The following is a 26,571-nucleotide window of genomic DNA, read 5'->3' as shown; positions in this document are numbered from 1 at the left end:
AAGGCGCGCCGTCAGGTGCGTCCTTCCGCCGCCCGCGTTCTCAGGAGGCCCGGACGCGTGCCGCGTCGGCCTGTTCACCGCCCCAGGTGAGGGCGACGGGGGTGGTCGACGGCGGCTCGGGGGTGGCCAGCCAGCCCAGGAGTTCGCCGTCGCGGCTGACGATCACGGCGGCGGACCCGGCGGGCAGCTCCAGGGCCCGGGCGCCGTCGTCGCCGGTGACCCGGTCCTCGCCGTCGGTCGGGTTGAAGGCGCCGAGGATACGGACGCCCGCCGGCCCGGAGCGGCTCAGTACGCGCGCCCTGCCGTGGGCCGTCGTCCACCGCGGCCCGTCCTGGACCGGCAGCGCCGCGGCGAACGAGGCCACGAAGGCCGCGACCGCTCCGTCGGCGGACCGCCCCGCGGGGAGCGTCAGCACACCGGGGCCGTCGGAGCCGTCGGGCCGGCCGGCCCGCAGCACGGCCACGGGGAGCTCCGTACCGTCGGCGCGCGGTCCCGGGGGAGCGTCGAGCCAGGCCGGGACGATCAGCCGGCCGGAGCGGGCCAGCTCCTCGTGGACGGCGTCGGCGAGTTCCGCGAGGACGGTACGGCCCGTGCGCTGCCAGGCGCCCGCCTCCGGCAGGGTCCGGTCGACGAGCACCACCGCGTCGTGGTCCGGGGTACTGGAGAGCAGCACGTCGCCGAAGCGGTCGAGGAACGCGGAGAGCAGGCGCAGGCCCTCCGCGTTGGCCTGGTGGGCGCCGGACTCGGCGAGCGGCGCCCCGGGGCTGTACGGCGGTGCGTGGAGGTCCGGGTCGACGCCTTCGGAGCGCAGTCCGTCGGGGTCCATGTCCACCAGGGCGCCCCAGGTGCCCGTGGCGCAGGCGGTGTAGACGCTGACGGTGGTGGAGCCCAGCACCAGGGCCAGCAGGGCGTTGAAGACGGGCGTGGCCGGCTCGGCGAAGGTCTCGTCGGTCCAGGTGAACCCCCAGTTGGCCTCGACCACGTCGGTCCCGCCGAGCAGGATCCCGGTCAGGTGGGAGCCGAAGGCGCCGGTGTCGCGCGCCGGGTTGCCGACCCACTCGGTGTGCCCGATCAGGTGCGCCGAGCCCTGGACGGCGCGCTGCCGGGTCGCCCAGGCGTCGAGGGCGGCGCGCGGCGCCGCGGTCCCGGTCAGGGGCACGTTGGCCAGCCGGACCGGGCCCGCCGGGAAGAGCCCGGAGATCCAGTCCCACACGTCGACGATGGCGTGCCCGGACCACTGAGACCACAGCCGGCGCAGGGCACTGGTCCACCGGGTGACGTCCTCGCCGGTCAGCGCGGCCTCGTCGGGCAGGCCGCGTCCGGCCAGCCAGCGGGCGAAGGCCTCGCGGGCGGCGGGCGAGGCGTCCTGCGCGTCCACGGGGAGGTGGGCGTCTCCCGCGGTGCCCTCGTTGCCGAGCTGGAGGGCGACCACGGGGCCGCCGGGGGCGACGGCCCCGGCGACGACCTCGTCGGCGACGGCCTTCAGCCAGACCTCCGTCTCGGCCCGCACCACCGGGTCGAGGAGGCTGGGCAGGGGTCTGCCCTGGGAGGTGAGGACGCTGCCGTCCAGGCCGCGGTAGGGGGTGCGGTCCGGACCGCACAGCCGGTCGGGCAGCCCGCCGAGTTGGACCTCCGCGTGGATGAACGGGCCGGGTTTGAGCAGCACGCCCAGCCCGGCGCGTTCCGCCAGCTCCAGCAGGGAGACCACGTCGCGCTGCGGGTCGCTCTTCCCGGTGAAGTCGAAGGAGCGGCCCTCCCCCTCACCGGTCTCGTGGAACCGCCACGGCAGGTAGCAGGAGACCACGTCCACGCCCAGCGCGCGCAGTTCCCGCAGGTTGGACGCCCAGTTGGCGGGATCGGCCCGGTAGTACGGGTACTCGCCGACGACGACCGGCCGGGCCGCGTCGGGCACCAGCGCGCCGGCCAGCCGGGTGCGCGGTGCCGGGCTCATGCGTCGGCCCCGGCGTACGGCGGTACGAGGACGACCTTCAGCGCGGCGTACTCCGCGCCCGGGACGGCGGCCAGGGCCTTGAACGCCTCCTCGTGGTCGGCGAGGGCGAAGCGGTGGGTGACCACGCGCTCCAGCGGCAGCCGGCGGGCCAGCTCCACGGCCCTGGGGAAGATCATGCTGTTGTAGTCGCCGGCGCCGATGATCTGGAGCCCGCGCTGGAGGAGGGTGAGCGGGCGGACGGTGGCGGAGGCGTTGCTGTTGAAGCCCATCACGACGACCCGGCCGCGCACGGCGGCGTAACGGATGCCCTGCTCCAGGAGGTTGCCCACGGAGTCGACGACCAGGTCGCCGCGTGCGGCGAGTTCGGGGTCGTCCGGGGTGTGGAGGCTGACGCGGCCCGCGAACTCGGGGGCCTCGAAGACCTCCTGCGCGAGGCGCCGTCGGACCGGGTCGGGCTCGACCAGCAGCACGGTGGCCCCGTAGAGCTGTGCGGCCATGGCGGTGACGACGCCCATCGGGCCCGCGCCGACGACCACGGCGGTCTCGCCCGGCGCCAGCCGGCCGGCCTCGATGTTGTTCAGCGCGCAGGCGAGCGGCTCGACGACGACGGCGCGGTCGAAGCTCATGCCGTCGGGTATCGCGTGGCAGAACAGTTCGGGGAGGCGGATGAACTCGGCGAAGGAGCCGTCGTAGTCCAGTCCGACCTCGGTGCCCGCCTTGTGGCCGCAGAAGTTCCAGTGCCCTTCGAGGCAGGTGGAGCAGGTGCCGCAGTACAGGGTGGGGTTGACGATGACCCGGTCGCCGACCGCGAAACGGGTGACGCCGGGACCGGTGGCGTCGACGACGCCGACGGCCTCGTGGCCCATCACCACGCCGGTCTCGGCGGGGAACTTGCCGACGAGCACGCTGCGGTCGGTGCCGCAGATGCCGCTCTGGGTGACGCGGATGACGACGTCGTCGGCGGCCACGGGTTCGGGCTTGGGGTGGTCGACCAGGGCGAGCGTGCGGTCGGCGGTGAGCGTCAGGGCCTTCATGATGCCTCCCTCGCGGACGCGTCGACACCGCGGCCGAGGTCCCAGCGGATGGATTCGAGGAGCTGCTTGTGGAGTTCGGGGGTGGCCGCGGCGATGCAGGACTTCTGGTTCATCGGGCCGAGGTCCACCAGGGAGGTGCTGCCGAGGTCGTCGCCGTAGGCGTCGGTGATCACGACACCGGCCAGCCGGGCGAGGTACACCACGGCCGCGATGTCGTAGGGGAAGAGGTGCAGGATCGAGCCGCGGCCCACCCGAAGGAACGCCTCCTCGGTGTCCGGGTGGTCGCGCAGGACGCGGTTGCCGATGTCGGCGTACGCGTCGAGCTGGCCCGTGATGATGCGGGAGACGGAGAAGGTGCTGCTGTTGAAGACGAAGATGCCTCCGGTGTTCGCCGACCGGTCGACGAGGTGACCGTAGGCCTCGGTCATCAGGTCCATGGGGTGGCCGTTGAACTCGATCGACCAGAACATGCGGGTCAGGTCGGTGTTCCGGCTCAGCCGCGGCACGGGGGCGGGGAAGCCGCCGCTGTCGAGTCCCGCGCGGTCGTCACCGTAGAGCCACGCACCGCTCTTGATCTCCACCAGGCACGCGGCGTCGACGTCGGCGAGGGTGGGCGCTCCGTCGCCGTAGGGGGCGGCCGCGATGGACACCATGCCCATTTCGAGCCCCGCCGAGGTGGGGCGGGTCCCGTCGATCGGGTCGACCACGAGGAGGACCTGCGGATCGGGCGCGAGCTCCACGTAGGAGCCGTCCTCGGTGTACAGGGCGGTCGGGACGGTGGCGTGGGCGCGGAGGTAGTCCAGTACGGCCTTCTCGGCGACCTCGTCGACGTCGAACTGGGCATCGCCGCCGGGCGAGTCGCCGTGGACCGTCCGCTCACGCCCGTGGGCCTCGTAGGCGAGCAGTTCGGAGCGGACGTGCTGCCCGAGGGAGGTGAGCAGCTCCTTCATCGGGTTCGCCGTCTGGTTCGCGGTCGGGTTCGCGGCGCTCATCGGGCCAGCTCCGCCAGGAAGAGGTTCTCCAGCTTGTCGCAGATCTCCTCGGCCTGGTCCATGGTGAGGATCAGCGGCGGACGGATCTTGAGGACGTTGCCGTAGCCGTAGCGCGAGGTGCGCAGGATCAGGCCGTGGTCCATGGCCTTGGCGGCGAGGTGGTTGGTGAGCTTCACGGCCGGCTTGCCGTCCGCCTCGGCGATCTCGAAACCGATCATGAGGCCGACGCCGCGGACGTCCACGATGGCCGGGTAGCGGCGCTTCATGTCGTGGAGGCGTTCCATGATGTGATCGCCGGTCCGCGTGACGTTGGCCAGGAACTCCGGCTGCCGCACGATGTCGAGGGTGACGTTCGCCGCCGCGGCGGCCAGCAGGTTGGCGCCGTAGGTGAAGGAGTGGTGGCTGGCGGGGAGGCCGGCGAGCCGCTCGTTGGTGAGGATCGCCGCGACCTGCGCACCCGAACCGCCGAGTCCCTTGGCCGTGGTGATGGCATCGGGCTCGACGCCGAAGTACTGGGCCGCGAACATGTGGCCGGTGCGGCCGATGCCCGTCTGGATCTCGTCGAAAATGAGGGCGATGTTCTGCTCGTCGCAGAACGCCCGCAGCTTCTGCATGTAGCCGTCCGGGGGCACGATGTTGCCGCCGTTTCCGGATATCGGCTCGATGAGGACGGCGGCGACGCGGCCGGAACTCGCGTAGTCGACGAAGTCCTCCAGCCGGTCCACGCACATCAGCCCGCAAGAGTCCTTCTGCTGCCCGTAGAAGCAGCGGAAGCAGTACGGGTCGGGTACCTGGAGGCTGCCGGGGAAGAGGTTGGGGAACGGCTCGCGACGGAACGAGTTTCCCGACATCGACGTCATCATCATCGTCTGTCCCACGTGGCTGCGGAACAGTGTGATGACCTCGGATTTCCCGGTGGCTAACTGGGCCATCTTGATGGCGCCCTCATTGGCGGCGGACCCGCCGGAAACCTTGGGGTGCACCTTGGTCAGTCCGGCCGGGGACACGTCCACCAGCCGTTCGACGAGCCCGTTGACCGGGTCGCTCTGGTACGAGGAGGTGATGTGGACGACCTTGTCGAGCTGGTCCTTCATGGCGGCGATGACGGCCGGATGCGAATAGCCCAGGCTCAGGTTGAACGTCGCCGAAGCGCAGTCGAGGTAGCTGTTCCCGTCCTCGTCGTAGAGGTAGACACCCTCACCACGCGCCATCTTGAAGTCGCTGACGGGGTAATAGATGTGATCGGTGACGTCTTTGGTATCCATGGTTCTCTCTCACACGGGTCGGGAAAGCATCACGGTCGCGGACGGTGAGGGAAACTCACGTCCGACGGGAACGCGTGGTGTGGAATGGGATGGGGATTCGGCTCGATGCCGGTGGTGGCGGCCCGGAATACTTCACCCGTCACGGACGGGGATCTCGCGGCTGCGCCTTCTCGAATATCCGATCACATTCCAACAGGCCTTGACAAGAGGCGAATTGTGGACGTGAATCTGCTCGCACCGTGATTCATGGCCGGAAAAGCACGGCCTTCAGCTCTTCCGGGGACGTGAACAGGTGCCCCTGGAGTCCGAGGTCGCGCGCCGCCCGGACGTTGTCGGCCCGGTCGTCGACGAACAGGACCTCCCCGGGGGGCAGTCCGAGTGCGCGAAGGCACCACTGGTAGGAGGCGGGCTCGGGCTTGGCGCTGCCGATCCGGCAGGAGAGGCCGCGGACCGCGAACCTCCCCAGCCAGGGGTGGGTTGCCTCGTAGTGGGCGGCCAGTTCCTCGGGGATGTTGGAGAGCAGGCCGAGGACGAAACCCCGCTCGGCGAGGAGGCCGAGCAGGTCCACCATGCTCCGGTCGACCTCGCTCCAGCTCGCGATGTCGGCGGCGATCAGATCGGCGGTCAGCCGGTCGTCGAGCGGTACCCCCAGCCGTGCGCAGACCTTCTGCCAGTAGTCGGGGCCCGCCATCTCACCCCGGTCGTAGGGGGCGCGGTGGGACCAGTACGCCTCCCGGAAGAGACGGGGGTCGCCGCCGGCCGTGCGTTCCAGTACGCCCCGGGACTCGGCGGACTGGACGCGGGCGATCACGCCGAACATGTCGAAGAGAACGGCTTTGGCTTTCATGCTTCCGCTTCCTTGCGTCGTTCACGTCACGGGGTGGCGACGGCGTCCGTGCGCCCCGACGTGCGGGGGTCGTCCACCCCACCGGGGTCGGGGGCGCACCGCCGCAGCCACAGGCTCAGGACGCCGCACACCACGGCGAGGGCGAACAGCACCAGGGGCACCGTCCTCACCTCCATGGTGTCGATGACGCCGCCCAACAGCGGCGGGAAGGCCACGCCACCGATCATCGATGCGGCGATCACGTAGGCGCCGGCCGCGGCCACACCGGGAACGGCGCGGTTCAGCCAGGGCAGACAGGTCGGGAAGATCGGCGCGATCATCAGGCCGACGCCGAAGTACGCGTACGGGGCGAGGGCCGGAACCGTCGCCAGCAGCAGGAACCCGGCCATGCCCGCGCAGCAGACGATCAGGATGGAGGGCGCGGACCAGCGCAGACTGAGGGGCGCGACGACGAACCGGCCGATGGTCATGGCGGCCCAGTACGCGGAGGTCGCGGTGGCGGCGGTGGCGGCTCCGTATCCGACGGCTTCGAGGTGGGTGGGCTCCCAGCCGCCCACGCCCGTCTCGATGGCGACGTGCAGGACGTAGATGCCGATGAACGCCGCGATGATCGGGAGTACGCGGGCCCCGCCCGCCGAGGTGCCCTCGGCCGGCTCGGGCCGGGGTTCCCGGGCGGCCACCCCGCCCAGGGTGACCAGGATCAGCAGGCTGACCACGCCGATCCCGACGAAGATCTCCGGGTAGTTCTCCGCCCCGAGCCAGCCGATCAGGGCCGGGCCCGCGATGGCGCCGATGCCGAAGTGCCCGTTGAGCAGGTTGAGCATGGCGGTGCTGCGGCGGCCGAAGCCGACGGCGAAGAGCTGGTTGAGGCCGTAGTCGATGCCTCCGAACCCCAGGCCGATGACGAACGTCCCGGCGAGGGCCAGGGTCCAGTTCGGCGAGAAGGCGAAGACCGCGGCACCGGCGGCCATCAGTACGTAGGAGCCGCCGAGCAGCGCCCGGTTGTTCAGGCGGCCCCGCAGCAGGTGGTAGATCAGCACGCCCGCCAGCGCGCCGACGAAGTGGGCGCTGAGACTGAGCCCGGCCACGGCCGGGCTGATGCCGTACTCCTCCCGCAAGGCGGGGATCGCGGGCCCGTAGAGCGCCTGCAGGGCGCCGATCACCACGAACGCGACGCACGAGGCGGTGATCGCGACGGTGGTGAGGAGAGGCCTTCCCGCTTCCGGCAGGTCGGCCTCACTGGTGGCGGACATGGCTCTCCTCATCGTCCCCGGGTGAATGAACAGATTCGACGTTCACTACAGCCCAAAATTCACATGGTTTCGCTCACACTACTCAGGATGGATGTTCGTTACAACAGATCGGGTGTGCGAAACGTTCACGGGACGCCTCTGACGGCTTCGTCTGTGCTAAAAGCAGACACATGAACGTGATCGAGAGGCACAAGTTCGTCGTCGGACTGCTCGTGCGGCAGAACCGCGCGACCGTGGCCGAGCTGGCCCAGGCCACCGGGGCATCGGAGATGACCATCCGGCGGGACCTGGAGGTGCTGGAGTCCCGGGGCGCGCTGCGCCGGGTCCGCGGAGGTGCCGTCAGCAGCCTGCCCGGCGGCGTCGAGCCGCCCTATGCGATCCGGGCCATGTCCGGGACGCAGGCCAAGGAGCGGCTGGCGCGGGCCGTCGTCGATCTGCTCACCGACGGCGAGACCGTGGCCCTCGACACCGGCACCACCGCCGTGGCGGTCGCCAAGGCCATGGCCGGCCGTCAGTTCACGGTCACCCCCCTCTCCCTGCACGCCGCCTTCGCCCTCTCCGGGCAATCCGGCATCCAGTTGGTGATGCCCGGCGGGCAGGTGCGCGCCGAGGAACTCTCGTTCCACGGGCAGACCCCCGTGCAGACCTTCGAGGACCTGTGCTTCGACACCTTCGTCCTGGGCTGCTGCGGCGTCGACCCGGTCCGGGGCGCCACCGCCTACGACCTCGACGACGTCCAGGTGAAGCGGGCCGCGGTGGCGGCGGCCCAGCGGGTGATCCTCGTGGCCACGGCGGACAAGATCGGTCGCACCGCGCTGGGTCGCATCTGTTCGATGGAGGAGGTCGCCCTCGTCGTCACGGACGCCCCCGGTGACTCCCCGGCGGTCGAGGCGCTGCGGGAGCGGGGGGTCGAGGTGGTCCATCCGGCGAACGGCTGACCGCGCGGCCGTGACGATTCATGTGGGGCGTCCTTCCTGCTCGGCGCGCATCAGGGGTCGGCGCGCCTCGACCAGCATCGGGGCGCCGACCGCCGCCTTCCAACGGGGTCCGACCGTCGTGTTGTGGACTGTCGGAAAGACGACAGCAAGTGCTTGCAGAAATTTCCGGCCTCTTCTGCGGGTGCTCCGACCGGCCGCGCGGCGGCCTCCCGTCCGGCGGGCCGTCGCGTGGTCTCCCCCAAATCCCGGCGGCGGGAGCGCATTTGCCACTGCCGTCGGTCCTCAGTGGCCCCCGGATAAAGCATGTCCGATACACGTTCCCGGCGCCCCGCCGCGGCCCGGACTCTTCTAGCATCGCGATCGCGACGGATGCGAACGAGAGAGCGGCGACATGGACACAGTCACACTGAAGCGCCCGCAGGACCGCCACCGGCCCAGGGGGCTCACCTCCGCTGAGATGGACCTCTACCGCGAGTTCGCTGAACACGGTCCCCTCCGCAGAAGCCGGTTATCGGCCCGCGAGAACCCCGACACCTTGCTGCGCGCCCTCGACGGCCTCCTCGCCAACGGGCTCGTCCGGCCGATCGGCGCCGACTGCTTCGCGGCCGCCAACCCGACCGAGGTCTCGGAGGAGTTGCTCAAGCGCTGGCAGGAGCGGGTGCAGGGCGCCCAGCTCGACCTGTTGCGTATGCGTGGGCAACTCGCGGAGCTCGCCATCGTGCACGCCGCCCGCCGGGGCGTCCTCCAGGGGCCCCCGCTGGAACGCGTCGAGTCGCCCGCCGAGGTGCAGCGCGTCCTCGACCAGCAGGCCGCGGAATGTCGCCATGAGCTGCTCAGCGCCCGGCCCGGCGGCCCCCGGCCCGCCGCCGACCTGCTCCGCGCGCGCGACCGCAACCGGGACCTGCCGGCGCGCGGCGTGCGGGTCCGCACCCTGTACCAGCACTCGGCCCGCTTCGACCCGCCGACCATGCGGTACGAGGCCGAACTGGCGGAGCTCGGAGCCGAGGCCAGAACGGTCCCGGGCGGCCTCATCCGCTGCCTGGTCTTCGACCGGACCCTGCTCGTCCTGCCCCTCGACGACGTGGAGGGCGGCGCGCTGCTCGTGCGCAGCCCGGAACTGGTCGCGTTCGTCGCCGAGATGATCGAACTGCTCTGGGTCACGGGCGAGCACATCACCAAGCCGCGCGAGAAGGCCCTCGTCCAGGACGTCGCCGATCAGGTGAGACGATCCATCCTGCGGCACCTGGCCCAAGGCGAGGACGACCGGGCCACGGCCCGCGCGCTGGGCATCTCGGTGCGTACCTGCCAGCGCCATGTCTCCGCCATCATGCGGCAGTTGGGCGCGACGAGCCGGTTCCAACTCGGCGCCCTCGCGCAGCGGCACGGGCTGCTCGCACCGGAGGGCCCCGAGGCGACGGGCCCGAACCCGACGGCATCGACGTGAACGCCGTCCGATCCCCCTTCCGGACGCGAGCCCTCAGCGCGTGACGGCCTCGGCCCAGTTCCGGTTGACGGTCTCCCTCGCCTTGTCCCGCTGTGCCTCCGTCGGGAACGCCGGCGTGCCCTCCACCGTCGGCAGGTTCTCCGCGGCGGCCTTGTCGAGGGTGCCGTCCTCCTTCATGGCGTCCATGAGCACGGGGCGTGCGTAGGCGCGGAGCCGGATGTTCTGGCCCTCAGGGCTGAAGACGTACTCCTCCCACAGGCGCGCCGCCGCGGGGTGCGGGGCGTCCTTGTTCACTCCACTGGCGTAGTACTGGGCGAAGCTGCCGTCGAACGGGATGGCGGTCCGCCAGTCGACGTCCGCGCCCTTGTCCCGGAACTCGTCGGCGTACCCGAGGTTCAGGAAGTCCCAGTCGATGCTGATCGGGGTCGTGCCGTTCTCGATCGTGGCCGGGGTCGATTCGACCGGGATGAAGTTGCCGTTCCCGGCGAGCTCGGCGAAGAAGTCGATGCCGGGCTGGATGTCGTCGAAGGAACCCCCGTTCGCGAGGGCCGCCGCCCACACGCCGGCGAAGGCGGATCCGGACTTCGTCGGGTCGCCGTTGAGGGCGACCTTGCCCTTGTACTCGGGCTTGCGCAGGTCGTCGAAGGTCGAAGGGCAGGTCTTCACGCGCTTGGCGTCGCAGCCGATCGAGACGTATCCGCCGTAGTTGTTGCTCCAGCGGGCCTTCGGGTCCTTCTGCTCCTTCGGGATCTCGTCCCACGCGGCGACCTTGTAGGGGGCGAGCAGTCCCTGCTGGGCCGCGGACCGGGCGAACGGGTCCCCCACGTCGATCACGTCCGGGGCGAGGCCCCCGCTCCGGTGCTCCTTCATGGCATTGATCTCGTCCTGGCTGGTGCCCTCCGGATTCTCCACCTTGACCTTGATCCCGTACTTCTTCTCGAAGCCGTCGATGAGCGCGCCGTAGTTCGCCCAGTCGGCCGGGAGCGCGATCGTGTTGAGCGCGCCCTCCTTCCTGGCCGCCGCGGTCAGAGCCGTGATGCCGCCGGCGTCCGGGGCGGAGGTGGCCACCGCGGGCGCCCTGGGAGCAGAGACGGATTCCTCTCCGCAGGCGCCGAGGGACGCCGCCGTGAAGGCCAGGGAGGCGGCGACGACTGCTGTCCGGAGACGAGGTGCGGGCACTAAGGCTCCATGGCGGGCGATCGCGTACCGGTCGAATCCAGCGTACGTTCACCGGCCCCGGCGGCGCAGTCCCAGCGGGCGGTGTCCGCCGTCGTTCCCCGCCGTCGTTCTCCGCGGCGGGCTCCCCGCCGGCGCGTTCTCAGAGCGGCTCGTCGTCCCACCCGGCCAGCAGCTCCTCCTCCCCGACCTCCTCGGACGGCGCGCCCCCCTCGTGGAGGGCCTGCTCGCTCCAGATGATCTTGCCGCGCGGGGTGTACCGGGTGCCCCAGCGCTGGGCGAACTGAGCCACGAGGAACAGCCCGCGGCCGCCCTCGTCGGTGTCCTCGGCCCGGCGTACGTGCGGGGACGTGCTGGACCCGTCGGAGACCTCGCAGATCAGGTGGCGGTCGTACAGCAGCCGCACCCGGATCGGCTCGGTCCCGTAGCGGATGGCGTTGGTCAGGAGCTCGCTGAGGATGAGTTCCGTGGTGAACGCGATGTCGTCCAGACCCCACTCCGACAGGCGGCGGGCGCAGGCGTTGCGCACCTTCGACACCTCCGCGGGATCCGGGGGCACCTCCCACCCGGCGATCCGGGCGGGGTCCATCAGCCGGGTGCGGGCCACCAGCAGCGCGATGTCGTCCGTGGGCCGGGTGGGCAGCACCGCGTCTATGACTGCGGTGCAGGCCTCCTCCGGGGTGCGGGCGGGCCCGGACAGGGCGGCGCGCAGAGCGGCCAGACCCGCGTCGGGATCACGGTCCCGGCCCTCGATCAGCCCGTCGGTGAAGAGCGCCAGCGTGGAGCCCTCGGGCAGGGTCAGCTCCGCGGTCTCCCTGGGCAGACCCGCGCCCAGACCCAGCGGCGGCGAGACCGGCACCTCGGGGAAGGACACCGTGCCGTCCGGGAGCACCAGGGCGGGCCCCGGATGACCGGCGGTCGCGGCCGACACCCGCCCCGAGACGGGATCGTAGACGGCGCACAGACAGGTGGCCCCGGTGATCCCCTGCCACTCCTGCTCGTCCGTGTCGATGTGGGCGACCAGCTCGTCCAGGTGGTTCAGGAGCTCGTCCGGAGGGAGGTCGAGCATCGAGAAGTTGTACACGGCGGTCCGCAGGCGCCCCATGGTGGCCGCGGCGTGCAGACCGTGCCCGACGACGTCCCCGACCACCAGCGCCACCCGCGCGCCCGGCAGTGGGATGACGTCGAACCAGTCGCCGCCCACACCGGCCTGGGCCGCCAGATAGCGGTGCGCGACCTCGACGGCGGTCTGCTCCGGTACGCCACGGGGCAGCAGGCTGCGCTGCAGCGTGTCGGCCACGGTGTGCTCGCGGGTGTAGCGGCGGGCGTTGTCGACCGACAGCGCGGCCCGGGCGGTCAGCTCCTCGGCGAAGGACACGTCCTCCTCGTCGAACGGCGGGGAGTCCTGCGCCCGCCAGTACCCGGCCATCCCCAGCGCGACCCCCCTGGCCCGCATGGGCACGGCGATCAGCGAGTGGATGCCGCGGTCCAGGAGCCGCTGGGCGTTGTCCGGGTCCTGGGCCCGCCAGCGCTGGGCGGTGCGCAGGTCCGCCTCCAGCACCGCGTGGCCCCCGGCCAGCCCTGCGGCCATCGGGCTCGACGGCACGAACCGGATCAGCCGGCCGACGGGGTAGAGCGGGTGGTCGCCCCGCAGGCCGACGCGGGCGGTGCGGCGCATCTCGGTGGTCACCTCGGGCGGCTCCTCGCCGCGCAGCACCGGGTCCAGCAGGTCGATCGTGACCACGTCCGCGAAGCGCGGGACCGCCACCTCCGCCAGTTCCTGCGCCGTGCGCTCCACGTTCAGCGTCGTCCCCACCTGCACCCCCGCGGCGTAGAGCAGGTTCAGCCGTTCCCGGGCCACCTCGGCCCGGCCGGACAGGGCCCGCAGCTCCGTGGTGTCCCTCAGCGTCACGACCGTCCCCGTCGACCCGAAGGGTGCCGTGGGCCGGATGTTCACCGCCAGCAGCCGGTCGGCCGCCATGTGCACCTCGTCGGTCGCCGCCCGGCCCGACGCCAGCCGCTCGGCGATGCCCTCCTCCAGCCCCAGGCCCGTCACGGGACGCCCCTCCGCGTCCGCCGGCAGGTCCAGCAGCCGCCGCGCCTCGTCATTGGCGAGCAGCAGCCGTCCGCCGTCGCCGACGATCAGCACGCCCTCCCGGACCGCGTGCAGCACCGCGTCGTGGTGCTCGTACATCCGCGTCATCTCGGCCGGCCCCAGGCCGTGGGTGCGCCGCAGCAGGCGCCGGCTGACCAGGGCGGTGCTGCCCGCGGACAGCGCGAGCACCACGGCCGCGCCGCCGAGGACGACGGGCAGCTGCCGGTTCACCATGCCCTTGACGTTCTGGACCGTGACGGGGGAGGAGACGATGGCGATGACCTCGCCCCGGTCGTCCTTGACCGGGACCACCGAGACCACGGACTGCCCCAGCGACCCCTTGAAGGTCTCGGTGAACGACTTGCCGGCCGCCGCCTTGGAGAACGGGCCGACGACGTGCCTTCCGAGCTGCCGAGGGTCGCTGTGGGTGATGGTGACCCCGTTGAGCGTGTACGTGTTGATGCCGTCGACCCCGGCGATCTTCCGGGCCGCCTCGGCGCTCGGCTGGAGCAGCGCGGTGGGATGGGGGCTGCGCAGGGCGGCGACGATCCCCGGGGACTCCGCGAACGTCCCGGCGGCGGCGAGCGTACGGTGCCGGGCGTCGTTCATGGCGGCGCTGCGGCCCTGGACCACGAGCACCACGACCACGGCGGCGACCAGAAGGACCACGAGGGCCAGCTGGAGGAGGAACACCTCACCGGCCACGCTGCGCACACTCAGCAGGGAGGACAGCCGCTGCGCCCGCCCCGCCCCTCCCCCGGCGGGAGGGGCGGGCTCCTCGCGCTCCCGTTGGCCGTCCGTGTCCGGGCGCCGGGGAGCGGCGGAAGGGCTCGCGGCCGAGCGGAGCAGCCGGCGCCTGAGTCCTCCCAGGTAGTTGCTCACCCGTCCATTTTCCAACCTCTGCGGCGTGTCGGCAGCGCGCGCGGCGGTCCCTCCGGTGCGGGTCCGGCTCCTCCCTCGTGTGCCTGCGGGTGATCAGACCAACGACGGTGTGAGCGCGACCGGGCGGACCGCGGGGGAGAGGCGTCCCGCGTCATGGAGGGGCGGTCGGTTCGGCGGGGTCGCGGCCGCTTCGGGGTCCGTCAGGAGGGCGATCAGCGTGGTGCGGGCGCGGGCCACCCGGGAGCGGACCGTGCCGATGGGACAGCCGACGGCGACGGCGGCCTCGGCGTACGGGAGGCCGAGGAGCTGGGTGAGGACGAACGCCTCGCGACGCTCGGCGGGCACGGCCGCCAGGAGCTCCGCGAGGGCGACGCCGTCGTCGAAACCGGGAAGGCCGTACGGCTGGCTCTGCTCGGCGGCGGCCTGCCAGTCGTGCCGGTCCGACAACCGGGGGCGGGCAGCGGCATGGCGCACGCTGTCGACGACGGTGCGCCGGGCGATGGACAGGAGCCAGGTACGGGCGGAGGAGCGGCCCTCGAAACGGGGGAGCGCGGCGAGCGCCCGCAGGAACACGTCCTGCGTGAGGTCTTCGGCCGCCTGGGGATCCGCGCTGAGGTACGCCACGTACCGCCAGACGTCGCGGTGCAGGGCGCGGACGAACCGGTCGGCCTTCGCGGGGTCCCCGTCGCGGGCGGCGAGGGCCAGTCGCGTCACCTCCGCATCGGAGTCGGGGGTGTGCCGGGCCGGCCTTTCGCCGGCGGGACGGTGCTGGGTAAACAGGGCAGGAGTCATCGCCACGGGTCCTTAGGGGCAAGGTGTCCGGCACCGCGCACGGCGCGGCACCGGTGAAGGGGGTACGGCCTGCCGGAGGGCATGGCCGATGCCCGAGGCGCGACAGGAGGGAGAAGGTCCGTCAGCGCACGCTCGGGGAACCTGCTGTCACAGGACAGCGGTTCCCGTCGGCGGGCCCCTCGACGTGATGGCGTGGACGAGGAACAGCTGCGGGAGCGCGCGGGCGCGCCGCGGCCGGCGTACGCGGACGCGCGGCCGTACGGGAGCCGGGGCGAGCCCGAAGAGCAGCCGAAGCGGTGTCCAGAGCCGGCCCGCGACGGCGCGCAGGATGCGGAAGGCTCCCCGTTCGCCGTGGGCCAGCCACAGGCCGCAGAGCAGAGCCGCCAACAGGTGCGCGGCGATCATGCCGACCGGGGACATGCCGACCGGGGACATGTCGACCGGGGACATGTCGACCGGGGACGTGACGGCCATGCCCGGCATCTCGTGCATCCCGGCCATGTCGTCCATCCCGGCCATGTCGTGCATGCCGTGGTGGGCGTACGACGTGCCGGACGGCGGGGAAGGCGGCAAGACGGACTGGGCCAGGGAAAAGCCGGAGTGGAGCGCCGCCTGGACCGCGACCGTGGCCGCGATCACCGTGCACGGCCCGCGTTCACGGCTCGCGAGGCACCAGGCCGCGGTCGCCGTCCCCACGAACCCCGCGGACATCGCCCACCAGGGCACGGCCGTAGCGGACATGAGCACGTGGCCGACGGACGCGAGCAGCACGCAGACGGCTGCGAACATCGCAGCCCGTACCGCTCGTAAACCGTGGCCTGGCGTCATGGCGGTTCATCCTCGCATCGGCCTTCAGGGCTGTGCAGGGGGGTGCGCACTTCCTGACAAGTTCTCGACCGCGGGTGTGTCACCCCGTGAAGTCCACACGTCCGCAAGCCGGTTGTGGCGCAGGGCACAGAAGGAGGAGGGAACTGCGGCGCCGGTCCATCCGACTGCCTTCCCGGTCGGTGGTGAGGTTCAACATCGGGGACGGAGATTTCTGTGGCGACAGGGAGGACGCAGGCGGCGACCGCTCCGGCGGCGGGCGGCCCGGCCCGGGAAACTCGACGCCTGACCGCACTGCTCACCTGCGCCATGGCGTTCTCGATGCTCCAACTGTTCCTGATCGGTGCGCTGGGGCCGCGCCTCGTCGAGGGACTCGGGATCTCCCCGACGGTGTTGGGGCTGACGACCACCGTCGGATTCGGGACGGCCGCAGCTCTCTCCCCGGCCGGAGGCCGGCTGGTCGACCGCGTCGGGCCCCGACGCTCGCTGGTGCTCCTGCTCGTCGTCTCCGCCCTCGCGCTCGCCCTCATCGGTGCCGCTCCGGGGGCGACCCTCCTCCTGGGCGCGGTCGCGCTGGGCGGCGTACCCCAGGCCCTGGCCAACCCCGCCACCAACAAGGCGATCCTGGCCGCGGTCCCGCAGGCCCGGCGGGGTGCGGTGACCGGCCTCAAGCAATCCGGCGTGCAGTTGGGCGCGTTCGCGGCCGGACTGCCGCTCGCCGCCCTCGCGGGCGGACTCGGCTGGCGGGGCGCGGTGTGGACGGCGTCCGGGGCGGCACTCCTCGCCGGGGTGTGGGCGCTGCGTGCGCTGCCCGCCGACCCGTCCGTCCGGCCGGCCCCTTCCGTTCGCACGTCGTTCGCACCGCGGGGGATGGTGGCCTGGTTGGCGGGCTTCTCGCTGTTCCTGGGAGCCGGGATCGCCTCCGTCAACACGTATCTCGCCCTGTACGGGGTGCGCGCTCTGGGCATGGGCCCCACCGTGGCCGGTGGCCTCGTCGCCGTCCTCGGCGTGGCGGGCGTCCTCGGCCGCGTCGGGTGGTCGAAGGCCGCCCGACCCGGCCGGGCCGAGTGGCTGCCGGCCCTGCTGGCCGGCGGGGCCGTGGGCGCCGCGGCCCTGTTGGCGGGCGGGCTGTCGGCGCGTCCGCTCGTGTGGGTCGGCGCCGTCGCCGTCGGAGTGTTCGCCGTCTCCGGCAACGCCGTCTCGATGGTGCTGGTCATGCAGCGCTCGGCCCCGGGCCGGGCGGGACAGGATTCGGCGCTCGTCGCGGCGGGGTTCTTCGCCGGATTCGCGGTGGGCCCGCCGCTGTTCGGCCTCCTCGCGCAGAGCGGGCGGTACGGGGCCGGATGGCTGTTGGTCGCGGTCGAGTTCGCGGCGGCGGCATCGGTCGCGTTCCTCTGGGCCGTACGGGACCGGCGCGTGGGGACGGGGAAGGCGGCATGACCTCCGACGAATGGGCCGGCCGGGCGCTCACCGCCGTCATCGACCGGGTCACGGTGACCGAGGCCGAGGTCGGCATCCGTTTTCCGCTGTACGCCGACCCGGTCGACGGGCGGTGGCAGACCACCGGCCGAGGGTCCTGGACCGGCGGCTTCTGGGCCGGACTGCTGTGGCTCCGCGCCCGCCGCACCGGGGACGGGGCGCACCGGCGGGCCGCCGTGGACTGCACGGCCCGGCTCGCGCCGTGGGCCGGTGCCGACACCGCCACCCGGGGCCTGATCTTCTGGTACGCGACGGCCCAGGTCTCCGACACGGCCGAAGCGGTCGCGCTCCGGGCGGGGGCGGCCCGTGCCTGTCTGGACTCCTACGACCCCGAGGCGGGCGTCGTCCCCTGGGGCGCGGCCCTCGGCGGCCCCCGCCTCCTGGCCCGCGCGGACGCCGTACCGGGGCTGGTGCCCCTCCTGGCCGCGGCGGGACCCGAGGGGCCGGCCGTGGCGGCGGCCCACCTCCACCGCCACCTGGACCTCTGCCTCGGCGCCGAGGGAGCGGGGAACGGCGGCCGGCCGCGGCCCGCCTGGCGGTTCGACCCGGCCACGGGGTGGCACCCCCACGAGGATCCGCCACCCGGCTGGAGCCGCGGCGAGGCGTGGCTGCTCCTGGCCGTGGCCGACGCACTGCTCCACCCCGAGGTGGCCGGCCACCGGCCGGAGCGGCTCGCCCTCGCGGCGCGAGAACTGCTGCTGCGGGCGGAGGTGTTGACCGGGCGGCTCGTCCCGCCCAACGAGGCGTCCCGGCCGCTGGGGCCCGTCGACACCTCGGCCGCCGCCATCACCGCCGTCGCCCTGCTCAAGCTCGCCCGGGCACGGGGACCCCGGGCCGCGGTGTGTTCGTCCCGGGCCGTGGCCATCCTGCGCCGGCTGACCGAGGCCCACCTGACGGGACCTGGCCCGGACCGTCCGGCGGGCATGCTGCTGGACGGCTGCTACGACGCGACCAAGGACCTGGCGGTGCGCCACGAACTGATCTGGGGCGACTTCTTCCTGGCCCTCGGCCTGGCCGCACTCGACGACCTCGTCGACATCGCCCACGTCTAGTGCTCGGCCGTCCCCTCCGTCCCGTTGCCCCGCCCGTAGCCGCGCAGCACCCGGCGGGCCACCGAGGTGATGTGCAGCTCGTCCGGGCCGTCGAGGATCCGGGCCGCCCGTCCGACGCGGAACAGGGCGGGCAGCGCCGTGTCGGGTCCGAGCCCGGCCGCCCCGTGGACCTGGATGGCGGAGTCCGCGACCTGCTGCAGCATCCGCGCGGCGGCCACCTTGGCCAGACCCACTTCGGTACGGGCGTCCGCTCCGGCCGCGATCAGGGCGACGGCCTCGTGGACCAGGGGGCGGGTGGTGCGCAGCGCGAGCAGCGCGTCGAAGACGTGCTGCTGGACCAGTTGCCGGCCGGCGAGGGGACCGCGGGATCCGCCGCGCGTGGCGGCGCGTTCGCACATGAGGTCGAAGGCCCGCTGGGCCTGGCCGAGCCAGCGCAGGCACCGCAGGGTGCGGCCGAGCGCCAGCCGCTCGCCCGCGATGTCCAGTGCGTCGCCGCCCGCGCCGAGGAGGTGGTCGGCGGGCACGGACACCCGGTCGAGCTCGATCTCGTACTGGTCGGCAGCGCCCAGCACGGGCAGTCGGCGGACGACCCGGAATCCGGGTGAGTCGGTCGGCACGAGCAGCAGGGAGAGGCCCTCCCGGTCGCCGGGCGCCCCGGCCGTGCGCGCCATGACGGTGACGAGACCGGCGCCCGCCGCGCCGGAGGTGAACCACTTGCGGCCGCTGACCCGCCAACCGCCGTCGGGCCGGGCCTCGGCGCGGGTGCCGGTGAGGAGCGGGTCGGTACCCGGCACGTCCGGTTCGGTCATGGCGTAGCAGGCCCGCAGCTCGCCCGCGACGAGCCGCTCCAGGTACTCCTCGCGCACCCGGGGGCTGCCGTGGCGGTTCAGCATCGTCACGTCGAGCAGCGGTGCGGAACCCAGCGCGGCGGGACCGTGATCGCTGGCGCCCTCGGTCTCGGCGAGCGCCGCGTACTCACGGAAGGTCAGGCCGCCGCCGCCCAGCTCCGCGGGGAGCGGCAGGGCCCACAGCCCGGCGGCGCGCGCCTCGGCCCGCAACTCCGTCAGGGCGGCGCCGGCATCCCGTCCGCCGGTGTCCAGCACCGACTCGGACGGGAACACCCTCGTGCGGACGAACGCGTCGACCCTCTCCCTCAACTCGCCTGTAGGTGGCGCGAGTTGCGTCGACCCGTCGTGGGCCGTGCCCGAAAACGTCACCGTGTTCCTCCTCGTTCCCGGGAACCCGTGGGAACTGCTGTCCGACTCCCTGTCCGAGGAACTGGTCGGGTGCGCACCCCTGGGAGTTCCCGCGATCCGTTCGACCTGGGCGACGGCCACCGCCGCGCCGGGAGAGGAGAGGCATGGCGTCCCCCGCAACCACGCAGACGGTCCGGCCGCTCGACGCACTGCGCTTCGGCACCTCGGGGCCCCCGCAGATCACCGACGTCGTCACCGCACACCTGCGGCTGCTCGGAGCGAGAGCCGACGGCCTCGCCGACGACGACCGGTCGGGCCGCGTCACGCTCTCCGGAGGCGGCTTCGAGCCGGGCCGCGCGACCGCCCGCTGGGCGAACCCCGGCAGCGGCCTCGTCGACGAGGCGACCGTGCAGGCCGCCACCGGCATGATGGCGGTCCACGGCCGGCGCGACGGAGCCCCGCGCGGCCTGGCCGCCGACTACGCGGCGACGGCGACCGCCGTCCTCACCGTCCAGGGACTGCTCGCGGGCCTGGTCGGTCAGGCCCGCGGAGCCGAGCCCACCCACGTCACCGTCGGCGCCGACCGCGCCGGACTGCTCGCCGTGTCCCAGTACCTCGCCGCGGCCGGCGCCGATGAGGGCGAAGCCGCCGAACTCGCCCCGGGAGGACCGCCCTTCACCTCGGCCGAGGGAGTGCTGTTCGAGCTGGAGACCCTGGACCCGGGGGCGTGGGCCGCGTTCTGGATGGCCCTGGAGGCCCCGGCCGACGCGATACGCGCGGGGTGGCGGCCGTTCCAGTTCCGCTACGCCACCGCCTGCGCGCCCATCCCCCGGGCCCTCCACACCGTGACCCGCTCACACCCCCTCCCGCGGATCCGGCGGGCCGCACTGGCCTCCGGCGCCGAGGTGTGCGTCCTGCGCACCCTGGCCGAACGCGCCCTGGAGGCCGACGGCGCCGCACCCTGGTCGCTGCGGCCACTGGCCGACGGCCTCCCTTCAGGGAACCCGCGCAGACAGGCCGGCCCCGCTGCCCGCGGGCCGCTGGCCGGACTCACCGTGCTGGAGGCGGGCCGCCGCATCCAGGCACCGCTCGCCGCCCACCTGCTCGGGCTGCTCGGAGCCGAGGTCATCCGGATCGAGCCACCGGGCGGCGACCCGCTGCGCGGCATGCCGCCCGCCTGCTCCGGGATCTCGGCGCGCTGGCTCGCCCTCAACCGGGGCAAGAAGGCCGTCGAGATCGACATCAAGTCCGAGACGGACCGGCGCCGGCTGCGGGAGATGGCGGCGGACGCGGACGTCTTCCTGCACAACTGGGCACCCGGCAAGGCCGCCGAGCTCGGGCTCGACGCCGAAGACCTCGCCCCCGTCAACCCGACCCTCGTGTACGCGTACACGAGCGGCTGGGCCGACCGCCTCCAGGACGCCCCCATGGGCACCGACTTCATGGTGCAGGCCCGCACCGGCGTCGGCGAGGCCGTGCGCCCCGAAGGCGAGCCCCCGGCACCTTCGTTGATGACGCTGCTCGACGTACTCGGCGGCCTGCACGGCGGCGAGGCCGTGCTCGCCGGACTGCTGCTGCGCGAACGCACCGGCCGCGGCGTCCGGGTGGACTCCTCGCTCCTCGGCGCCGCCGACACCCTGACCGGCCCCGCCCTGCGGAGGGTGGCACGCGGGGAGAGCCCCCGGCGGCCCGCCGGTTTCCGGCACCCCCTGCCCACGGCCGACGGCTGGATCGCCCCCGCCGACCGCAGCGCGGTCGGCGCGGCCGCGCACGACCTGCGCGACCTCTCCACGGCCGACGCCCTGGCCCGGCTGGCCGCTCACGGCCTCACCGCCACCGCCGTCACCACCGACCTCGCCGACCTGCACCACGACCCGCGGTTCGCCGGCTCGATCAGCCGCGACGCGCACGGTGCCCCCGCCGTTCCCGACCCCTGGAGCTTCGCGTGACCGTCGCACTGCACGACCTGCTGCCCGCCGAACTCCGACGCTCCTGGGTGGTCGACGGCACCTGCCCCGACCTCGACCTCTACAGCCTCTTCCGCGCCCGCCAGATCGCCGACCTGCACCGCACGGCCGTCCTGGATGCCAAGGGAAAACTCTGCTACACCGCTCTGGACCGCAAGGTGCGATGTCTGGCCACCGGTCTGAGAGACCTCGGCATACGCGAGGGTGACGTGGTCGGCGTACAGCTCCCGAGCGACCGGAACGCCGTCATCGCCGATCTGGCACTCGCCGCCCTCGGCGCCGTCGCCCTGCCCTTCCCCGTGGGCCGCGGCACCATCGAGGCCGAGTGCCTGCTCCGCCGGGCCGAAGCCGTCGCCGTCATCGCCGCGATCGAACACCGCGAGTCCCGCCACGCGGCCGGCCTGCGCACGCTCTCCCGGGCCCTGCCCGCCCTCCGGCACGTCGTCGCGGTCGGTCCCGGTACCGCCCCCGAAGGAACGGTCCCGTGGTCGCAGCTCGTGCGCCGCGACCCCGGCGGCTTCGTCCCCGCCCGCCCGGACCCGGACAGCGCCGCCCGGATCCTCGTCTCCTCGGGCTCGGAAGCCGAGCCGAAGATGATCGCCTACTCGCACAACGCGCTGGCCGGCGGAAGGGGGAACTTCCTCGCCTCCCTCATCCCCGACGCGGCGCCCCCGCGCTGCCTCTTCCTCGTACCGCTGGCCTCGGCCTTCGGCTCCAACGGGACGGCCGTCACCCTCGCCCGGCACGGCGGCACCCTGGTCCTGCTCGACCACTTCTCGCCCGAGGCCGCCATCGCGGCGATCCGCGAGCACGAGCCCACCCACGTCCTCGGCGTGCCCACCATGGTCCGGATGATGATCGAACGCCTCGACGCGACCGGCGAGCGGCTGCCCGCCCCCACCGCGCTGGTCCTGGGCGGTGCTCCGCTCGACGCGACGACCGCCGGCGCCGCCGCGAAGGCGTTCGGGTGCCCCGTGGTCAACCTCTACGGCTCCGCCGACGGCGTCAACTGCCACACGGGACTGGCCCATACCGTCCCCCCGACCGACGCGGCGGGCGTCGTCGCGGGCCACCCCGACCCCAGGGTCGCCGAGATCCGCATCGCCGACCCCGAGACCCACGAGCCGCTGCCCGACGGCGACATCGGGGAGATCATCTCCCGGGGCCCCATGACCCCGCTGTGCTACGTGGGCGCACCCGATCTGGACGCCCGCTACCGCACGCCCGACGGCTGGGTCCGCACCGGAGACCTCGGCTACCTCGACGCCGACAGCGTCCTGCACGTCGTGGGCCGCCTGAAGGACATCGTGATCCGCGGCGGCGCCAACATCAGCCCGGCCGAGGTCGAACGTGAACTCCGCTCGCACCCGCAGGTCCGCGACGTGGTCTGCGTGGGCGTCCCCGACCCCCTGATGGGGGAGCGGCTGGCGGCCTGCGTGGTGACGCGGGGCCCGCAGCCCCCGACCCTGGACGCCCTCGGCGCTCACCTGACGGCGCGGGGCCTGGAGCGGCGCAAGCACCCCGAACGGCTCCTGCTGGTGGGGGAGGTACCCCTGACGGCGGCGGGCAAGCCGGATCGGACCGCCCTTCGGAAACGTCTGGGCGGGGGCCTGCCGCAGGCACCGTACGGACTGCCCGGGACGGTGCCCCTCGCCGAGGCCGGATGACCGACGGGCCCGGCAGCCGAGTGCTGCCGGGCCCGTCGCGGTCGTCGCGCCGCCCGGATCAGGAGCCCCCCATGGCCTTCTTCAGCTCGGCGGCCGCGTTGCGGTAGACGGGCAGCAGGTCGAGGTCCTCGCCCGGATAGTTGACGATGGCGACCTGCTTGGCGCCCGAGTCGGGCAGGACCGTACCGGTCGACATGTGCGCGTTGTCCAGTACGAGGGCCGGCTTCTTGGCGGACAGCTCCGCCAGCTGCGCCGGGGTGACGGCCTCGGGGCCGTACGTGCCGACCGTGGTGGCGCCCGCGAGCTTCGCGGCCCAGACGGTGAACACCTGCGTGACCACGGACGGGCTCTTGCCGCCGGGCCAGGCGGCCCGGACACCCTCGTCCAGCTTCGCGTACTCGACGTCGAAGCCGCTCTTCCACTTCGTGGCCGCCTCCTGGGTGCCGAACAGCGCGCCCAGCCTGTCGACCTCGGCCTTGACCTTGTCGGGGTCGTTGTCGAGGTTCACCTCGACCAGCTTCGCCTTGGAGCCGACGGCCTCCTTGATCTTCGCGGCGTACGGCTCGAAGGGCGCGTACAGCACGAAGTCGGCCTTGGCGACGGCGGCGAGATCGGAGGGCTTGGGGTCGTAGTCGGGGGCGTGGTGGACGGACTGCGGCACGATCACCTTGACGTCCCGGGCCCCGGCGGCCTGCGCGAACGCGCCCTCCCAGGTGGTGGTCACGACCACGACGGGCCTGTCCTTCCCGGCGGCCGGAGCGCCGTCGGAGGCCTCGGGCCCGGTGCTGTTTCCGCAGCCGGCGACGAGGGCGAGTGCCGCGCTCAGTGCGATGAGGGAAGTGATGCGGACGCGGGTGCGCGCCATGAGCCGATTCTCCGTTCGGGGATGAAGTGCACCGCGAGGACGAGCGCCCCCGCGGTCAGGACGAGTACGGGGCCGGGCGGCCAGTCCAGCCACAGGGCCAGCAGGAACCCGGTGGCGGTGACGGCCACGCCGATGCCGACCGCCCAGAGGGTGATCGATTTCAGCGAGTCGCCGAGGCGGCGCGCGGCGAGCGCGGGCAGCAGGGTCAGGGCGTCCACGAGCAGGGCGCCGGTGAGTTTGATGGCTCCGGCGACGGCGACCGCGACGAGTACCAGCAGGGCGGCGGTGAGGACGCGTACCGGCACGCCGGAACACTCGGCGAGCTCCCGGTCGTACAGGAGCAGCCCGACGTCGTGCCGCCGCCACCAGAACAGGCCCGGTACGACGGTCGCCAGCACCCCCAGCACGACGAGGTCGGGCGTGCCGACGGAGAGGATCGACCCCCACAGCAGGGCGAAGGCACCCGACGCGTTCACCCCCGACACCGCGAGCAGCAGCAGTGCGGCGGCGATGGCGAGGCTCATCAGCAGGCCCATCGCCCCGGACAGCCCGTCCGGTGTGCGGGCGAGCGGTGCGACTCCCGCGCCGGCCAGTGCGCAGGCGACGAGCGCGCACAGCATCGGGTCGAGCCCGGTGAGCAGCCCGACGGCGATGCCGAGCAGGGCCACGTGCATCATCGCGAACCGGACCGGCATGATGTCGAGCCCGACGATGACCACCCCGATGACCGGCAGCCCGATCGCCGCGAGCAGCAGGGCGAGCCCAGCCCGCTGGACCGGCACCAGTTGGAGGAGTGCGCCGAGGTCGGCGCCGGCGAGGGTCGCCGAGGTCACCGCACCTCCCGCAGCCGGCCCGCGGCCATCTCCAGTACGCGGTCGCAGCGGTCGGCCAGGGCCCGGTCGTGGGTGACGACGACCAGGGTGACGGGCAGGGAGGTCAGGACGTCCGCGGCCTCCGCCTGCCCGTCGAAGTCGAGGGCGGCGGTGGGCTCGTCGGCCAGCAGCACCTGGGCGCCCGCCGCGACGCAGCCGATCGCCCGGGCGAGGTACATCCGCTGCAACTGGCCGCCGGACAGGGTGTGCAGGGGGCGTTCGACCAGCGCCCCGACCCCCAGCCGGGCGGCGGCTTCGGCCGCCTCCGCGGGCGCCGTACCGGCGGCGAGGAGCTCGCGCCCCAGCAGGGGGAAGCGCCCGGCGGCCGGCTTCTGGGGGATCCAGGCGCAGGCGCGCCGCCGCCAGGCCCACTCGGCGGCGGAGCCGGCCTCCCGGCCGCCGACCGCTATGGAGCCGGTCGTCCGCCGGTGCAGGCCGAGCACCGCGCGCAACAGGGTGGTCTTCCCCGATCCGTTGGTCCCGGTGAGCGCCACGCGCTCACCGGCGGCGATCTCCAGGTCCACGTCGGAGACCGCCTCCACGCGGCCGTGCCGGCAGGCCACCGCCCGCATGCGCACATCCAGCCCGCCCATCCCGCACCTTTCCGCCGCTCCGGACCACGTGGAGCGACGGTGTCCGCCGCCCGTGTCCCAGTAGTCGGACGGCGAGGGGCGTCGGTTCCCGCGAACCCGGGATCGGGCGGGCGCGACCCCGTGGTCATGCCGCCGTCCGGTCAGTACGCGTAACCGGACTTGCCGTTCGTGGGGGCGGCCACGTGGCTGATGTCGCTCCCCGGAGGAAGGGCGACGACCGGAGAGGTCGACGCGGTGCTGCCGCTGCCGTTGCCGAGCTGACCGCCGGCGTTCGAACCCCACGCGATCACGGAGCCGTTGTCGAGTGCGGCGATGGTGTGGTCCGGGCCGCCGGCGATCTCCTTCACGCCCCGGACGGAGTCGATGGGAACCGCGGTGGTCCGATCGTCCGTGGATCCGTCCCCGAGTTGTCCGGAGTTGTTGTCTCCCCAGCCTCTGACGCTTCCGTCGTCCAGGACGGCGAAGCTGCCGTTCGTGGTCGCGGATACCCTGGCGACCGAGTCCAGGTACTGGACGGTGACGGGTACCGCGCTCTTCGTCGTGCTGTCATTGCCCAGTTGGCCGTCGGTGTTGCGGCCCCAGGACTTGACGGTGCCGTCCGCGGCCAGCGCCAGGACGTGGTTGCAGCCGACCGAGATGGCCACGACGTCGGCGAGGTCCTTGACCTGCTTGGGGGTGTTGCTGTTCGCTTCGGCGCCGGTGCCGAGGCGGCCGTCGGAGCCCGAGCCCCAGGCCCAGACGGTGCCGTTGTCGCGCAGGGCGACGCTGAAGTCGCAGCCGGCGCCGATGTCGACGACCCTGTCCAGGCTCTGCACGCGCACCGGGGTCTTCTGGACTCCGCCGGGGTCGGCGGCCGTGACGCCGTTGCCGAGTTGTCCGGAGGCGTTGCCGCCCCAGGACAGGACACGGCCGTTCTGTACGGCGAGGGCGTGGTTGAGTCCGGCGGCGACGTGGCTGACGCCCGAGAGCCCGGCGACCGCGGCCGGGGCGTACTGGATGGTCAGGGTGCCGTTTCCGACCTGCCCGGAGGTGTTGGCCCCCCAGGACATCACGGTGCCGTCCTTGAGGAGGGCGACCGCGAACGCCGTGGCGGCGGTGGCCGGGGTGCCGGTGGTGGCGTCCGTTCCGCCTGCTGCCAGTTCCTGTACGTCCTGCCGGGCGATTCCCAGGACATTGGTCGGGGTCAACTGCTGCTGGGTGTTGCCGTTGCCGAGTTGGGCGCCGGAGTTGTTGCCCCAGCTGCGGACCCACGGGTTGCTGCTGTCCGCGCGTGCGGTGAAGGTGGGTGCGCCGAGTGCCGTGAGGGCGAGCGCGGTGGTGAGGGTGACGGTGGTGGTGCGGGCGAGGGGCATGCCTGGGCCTTTCGACGGGGCGGGGGAGGCGGGT

The 26,571-nt window shown here is 73.2% G+C and carries 21 protein-coding genes; 6 read left to right on the top strand and 15 right to left on the bottom strand.

Going from position 1 to position 26,571, the window contains the following annotated elements:
• Positions 1-40 precede the first annotated feature (40 nt).
• The 6 genes from ACFYZL_RS38715 to ACFYZL_RS38690 all read right to left on the bottom strand — a co-directional run bounded on the left by ACFYZL_RS38715 (position 41) and on the right by ACFYZL_RS38690 (position 7,342).
• Entirely contained in the window at positions 41-1,951 is a 1,911-nt protein-coding gene (locus ACFYZL_RS38715) for a beta-galactosidase (RefSeq protein ID WP_388685710.1), read from the bottom strand.
• Complete coding sequence (locus ACFYZL_RS38710) at positions 1,948-2,985, bottom strand: zinc-binding dehydrogenase (RefSeq protein WP_388685707.1); 1,038 nt, start codon at positions 2,983-2,985, stop codon at positions 1,948-1,950. Before ACFYZL_RS38710 ends, ACFYZL_RS38715 begins: the two co-directional genes overlap by 4 nt.
• Entirely contained in the window at positions 2,982-3,977 is a 996-nt protein-coding gene (locus ACFYZL_RS38705) for an inositol monophosphatase family protein (RefSeq protein ID WP_384746559.1), read from the bottom strand. The genes ACFYZL_RS38710 and ACFYZL_RS38705 overlap by 4 nt, the downstream gene beginning before the upstream one ends.
• Positions 3,974-5,242, bottom strand: coding sequence for an aspartate aminotransferase family protein (locus ACFYZL_RS38700; RefSeq protein WP_384746560.1), 1,269 nt, complete (start codon positions 5,240-5,242; stop codon positions 3,974-3,976). Before ACFYZL_RS38700 ends, ACFYZL_RS38705 begins: the two co-directional genes overlap by 4 nt.
• A 244-nt stretch (positions 5,243-5,486) precedes the next feature.
• Positions 5,487-6,089, bottom strand: coding sequence for an HAD family hydrolase (locus ACFYZL_RS38695; RefSeq protein WP_388685702.1), 603 nt, complete (start codon positions 6,087-6,089; stop codon positions 5,487-5,489).
• Between the two features lie 26 nt (positions 6,090-6,115).
• On the bottom strand, positions 6,116-7,342 hold the full coding sequence (locus ACFYZL_RS38690) for an MFS transporter (RefSeq protein WP_384746562.1): 1,227 nt from the start codon (positions 7,340-7,342) through the stop codon (positions 6,116-6,118).
• Positions 7,343-7,512: 170 nt separating this feature from the next.
• Here ACFYZL_RS38690 and ACFYZL_RS38685 point away from each other — a divergent pair, with 170 nt between their 5' ends.
• Both ACFYZL_RS38685 and ACFYZL_RS38680 read left to right on the top strand, forming a co-directional pair.
• Positions 7,513-8,280 (top strand): DeoR/GlpR family DNA-binding transcription regulator, encoded by a 768-nt coding sequence (locus ACFYZL_RS38685; RefSeq protein ID WP_384746563.1) that lies wholly within the window; start codon positions 7,513-7,515, stop codon positions 8,278-8,280.
• A 391-nt stretch (positions 8,281-8,671) separates the two neighbouring features.
• On the top strand, positions 8,672-9,724 hold the full coding sequence (locus tag ACFYZL_RS38680) for a LuxR C-terminal-related transcriptional regulator (RefSeq protein WP_388685698.1): 1,053 nt from the start codon (positions 8,672-8,674) through the stop codon (positions 9,722-9,724).
• Between the two features lie 33 nt (positions 9,725-9,757).
• Here the strand turns inward: ACFYZL_RS38680 and ACFYZL_RS38675 are convergent, their stop codons facing one another.
• The 4 genes from ACFYZL_RS38675 to ACFYZL_RS38660 all read right to left on the bottom strand — a co-directional run bounded on the left by ACFYZL_RS38675 (position 9,758) and on the right by ACFYZL_RS38660 (position 15,497).
• Positions 9,758-10,903 carry an ABC transporter substrate-binding protein gene (locus ACFYZL_RS38675; protein ID WP_388685696.1) on the bottom strand — a complete coding sequence of 382 codons (1,146 nt, stop codon included), beginning with the start codon at positions 10,901-10,903 and terminating at the stop codon, positions 9,758-9,760.
• A gap of 139 nt (positions 10,904-11,042) precedes the next feature.
• Positions 11,043-13,709 (bottom strand): SpoIIE family protein phosphatase, encoded by a 2,667-nt coding sequence (locus ACFYZL_RS38670; RefSeq protein ID WP_388685730.1) that lies wholly within the window; start codon positions 13,707-13,709, stop codon positions 11,043-11,045.
• Between the two features lie 261 nt (positions 13,710-13,970).
• On the bottom strand, positions 13,971-14,669 hold the full coding sequence (locus ACFYZL_RS38665; protein WP_388685694.1) for a sigma-70 family RNA polymerase sigma factor: 699 nt from the start codon (positions 14,667-14,669) through the stop codon (positions 13,971-13,973).
• 147 nt (positions 14,670-14,816) lie between these two features.
• Positions 14,817-15,497 carry a hypothetical protein gene (locus ACFYZL_RS38660; RefSeq protein ID WP_388685691.1) on the bottom strand — a complete coding sequence of 227 codons (681 nt, stop codon included), beginning with the start codon at positions 15,495-15,497 and terminating at the stop codon, positions 14,817-14,819.
• A gap of 213 nt (positions 15,498-15,710) precedes the next feature.
• On the opposite strand from ACFYZL_RS38660, the gene ACFYZL_RS38655 reads away from it, so the two are divergent.
• Both ACFYZL_RS38655 and ACFYZL_RS38650 read left to right on the top strand, forming a co-directional pair.
• Positions 15,711-16,934, top strand: a complete 1,224-nt coding sequence (locus ACFYZL_RS38655; RefSeq protein WP_388685688.1) for a nitrate/nitrite transporter — start codon at positions 15,711-15,713, stop codon at positions 16,932-16,934.
• A complete protein-coding gene (locus ACFYZL_RS38650; RefSeq protein WP_388685686.1) occupies positions 16,931-18,025 on the top strand; it encodes a sugar ABC transporter permease in 1,095 nt (364 codons plus the stop codon). Before ACFYZL_RS38655 ends, ACFYZL_RS38650 begins: the two co-directional genes overlap by 4 nt.
• Here the strand turns inward: ACFYZL_RS38650 and ACFYZL_RS38645 are convergent.
• Positions 18,022-19,242, bottom strand: a complete 1,221-nt coding sequence (locus ACFYZL_RS38645; RefSeq protein WP_388685683.1) for an acyl-CoA dehydrogenase family protein — start codon at positions 19,240-19,242, stop codon at positions 18,022-18,024. The genes ACFYZL_RS38650 and ACFYZL_RS38645 overlap by 4 nt on opposite strands.
• Positions 19,243-19,385: 143 nt before the next feature.
• Between ACFYZL_RS38645 and ACFYZL_RS38640 the strand changes: the two genes are divergently transcribed.
• Both ACFYZL_RS38640 and ACFYZL_RS38635 read left to right on the top strand, forming a co-directional pair.
• On the top strand, positions 19,386-21,170 hold the full coding sequence (locus tag ACFYZL_RS38640) for a CoA transferase (protein ID WP_388685680.1): 1,785 nt from the start codon (positions 19,386-19,388) through the stop codon (positions 21,168-21,170).
• Positions 21,167-22,855, top strand: a complete 1,689-nt coding sequence (locus ACFYZL_RS38635) for a class I adenylate-forming enzyme family protein (protein WP_388685677.1) — start codon at positions 21,167-21,169, stop codon at positions 22,853-22,855. The genes ACFYZL_RS38640 and ACFYZL_RS38635 overlap by 4 nt, the downstream gene beginning before the upstream one ends.
• Before the next feature lie 58 nt (positions 22,856-22,913).
• Here ACFYZL_RS38635 and ACFYZL_RS38630 read toward each other — a convergent pair whose 3' ends face one another.
• From ACFYZL_RS38630 to ACFYZL_RS38615, 4 genes are all read right to left on the bottom strand, one after another.
• Entirely contained in the window at positions 22,914-23,720 is an 807-nt protein-coding gene (locus tag ACFYZL_RS38630; protein ID WP_384746573.1) for a metal ABC transporter solute-binding protein, Zn/Mn family, read from the bottom strand.
• A complete protein-coding gene (locus ACFYZL_RS38625; protein WP_388685674.1) occupies positions 23,678-24,553 on the bottom strand; it encodes a metal ABC transporter permease in 876 nt (291 codons plus the stop codon). The genes ACFYZL_RS38630 and ACFYZL_RS38625 overlap by 43 nt, the downstream gene beginning before the upstream one ends.
• Positions 24,550-25,185 carry an ATP-binding cassette domain-containing protein gene (locus tag ACFYZL_RS38620; protein WP_388685671.1) on the bottom strand — a complete coding sequence of 212 codons (636 nt, stop codon included), beginning with the start codon at positions 25,183-25,185 and terminating at the stop codon, positions 24,550-24,552. Before ACFYZL_RS38620 ends, ACFYZL_RS38625 begins: the two co-directional genes overlap by 4 nt.
• Before the next feature lie 140 nt (positions 25,186-25,325).
• Complete coding sequence (locus ACFYZL_RS38615) at positions 25,326-26,537, bottom strand: RCC1 domain-containing protein (protein ID WP_388685669.1); 1,212 nt, start codon at positions 26,535-26,537, stop codon at positions 25,326-25,328.
• Between the last annotated feature and the right edge of the window lie 34 nt (positions 26,538-26,571).

The organism is Streptomyces sp. NPDC001717 (assembly GCF_042892775.1).
Classification (GTDB): Bacteria; Actinomycetota; Actinomycetes; order Streptomycetales; family Streptomycetaceae; genus Streptomyces.
Note: the sequence above shows the minus strand (reverse complement) of the source record. Positions and strands in the feature narration are given on the sequence as shown.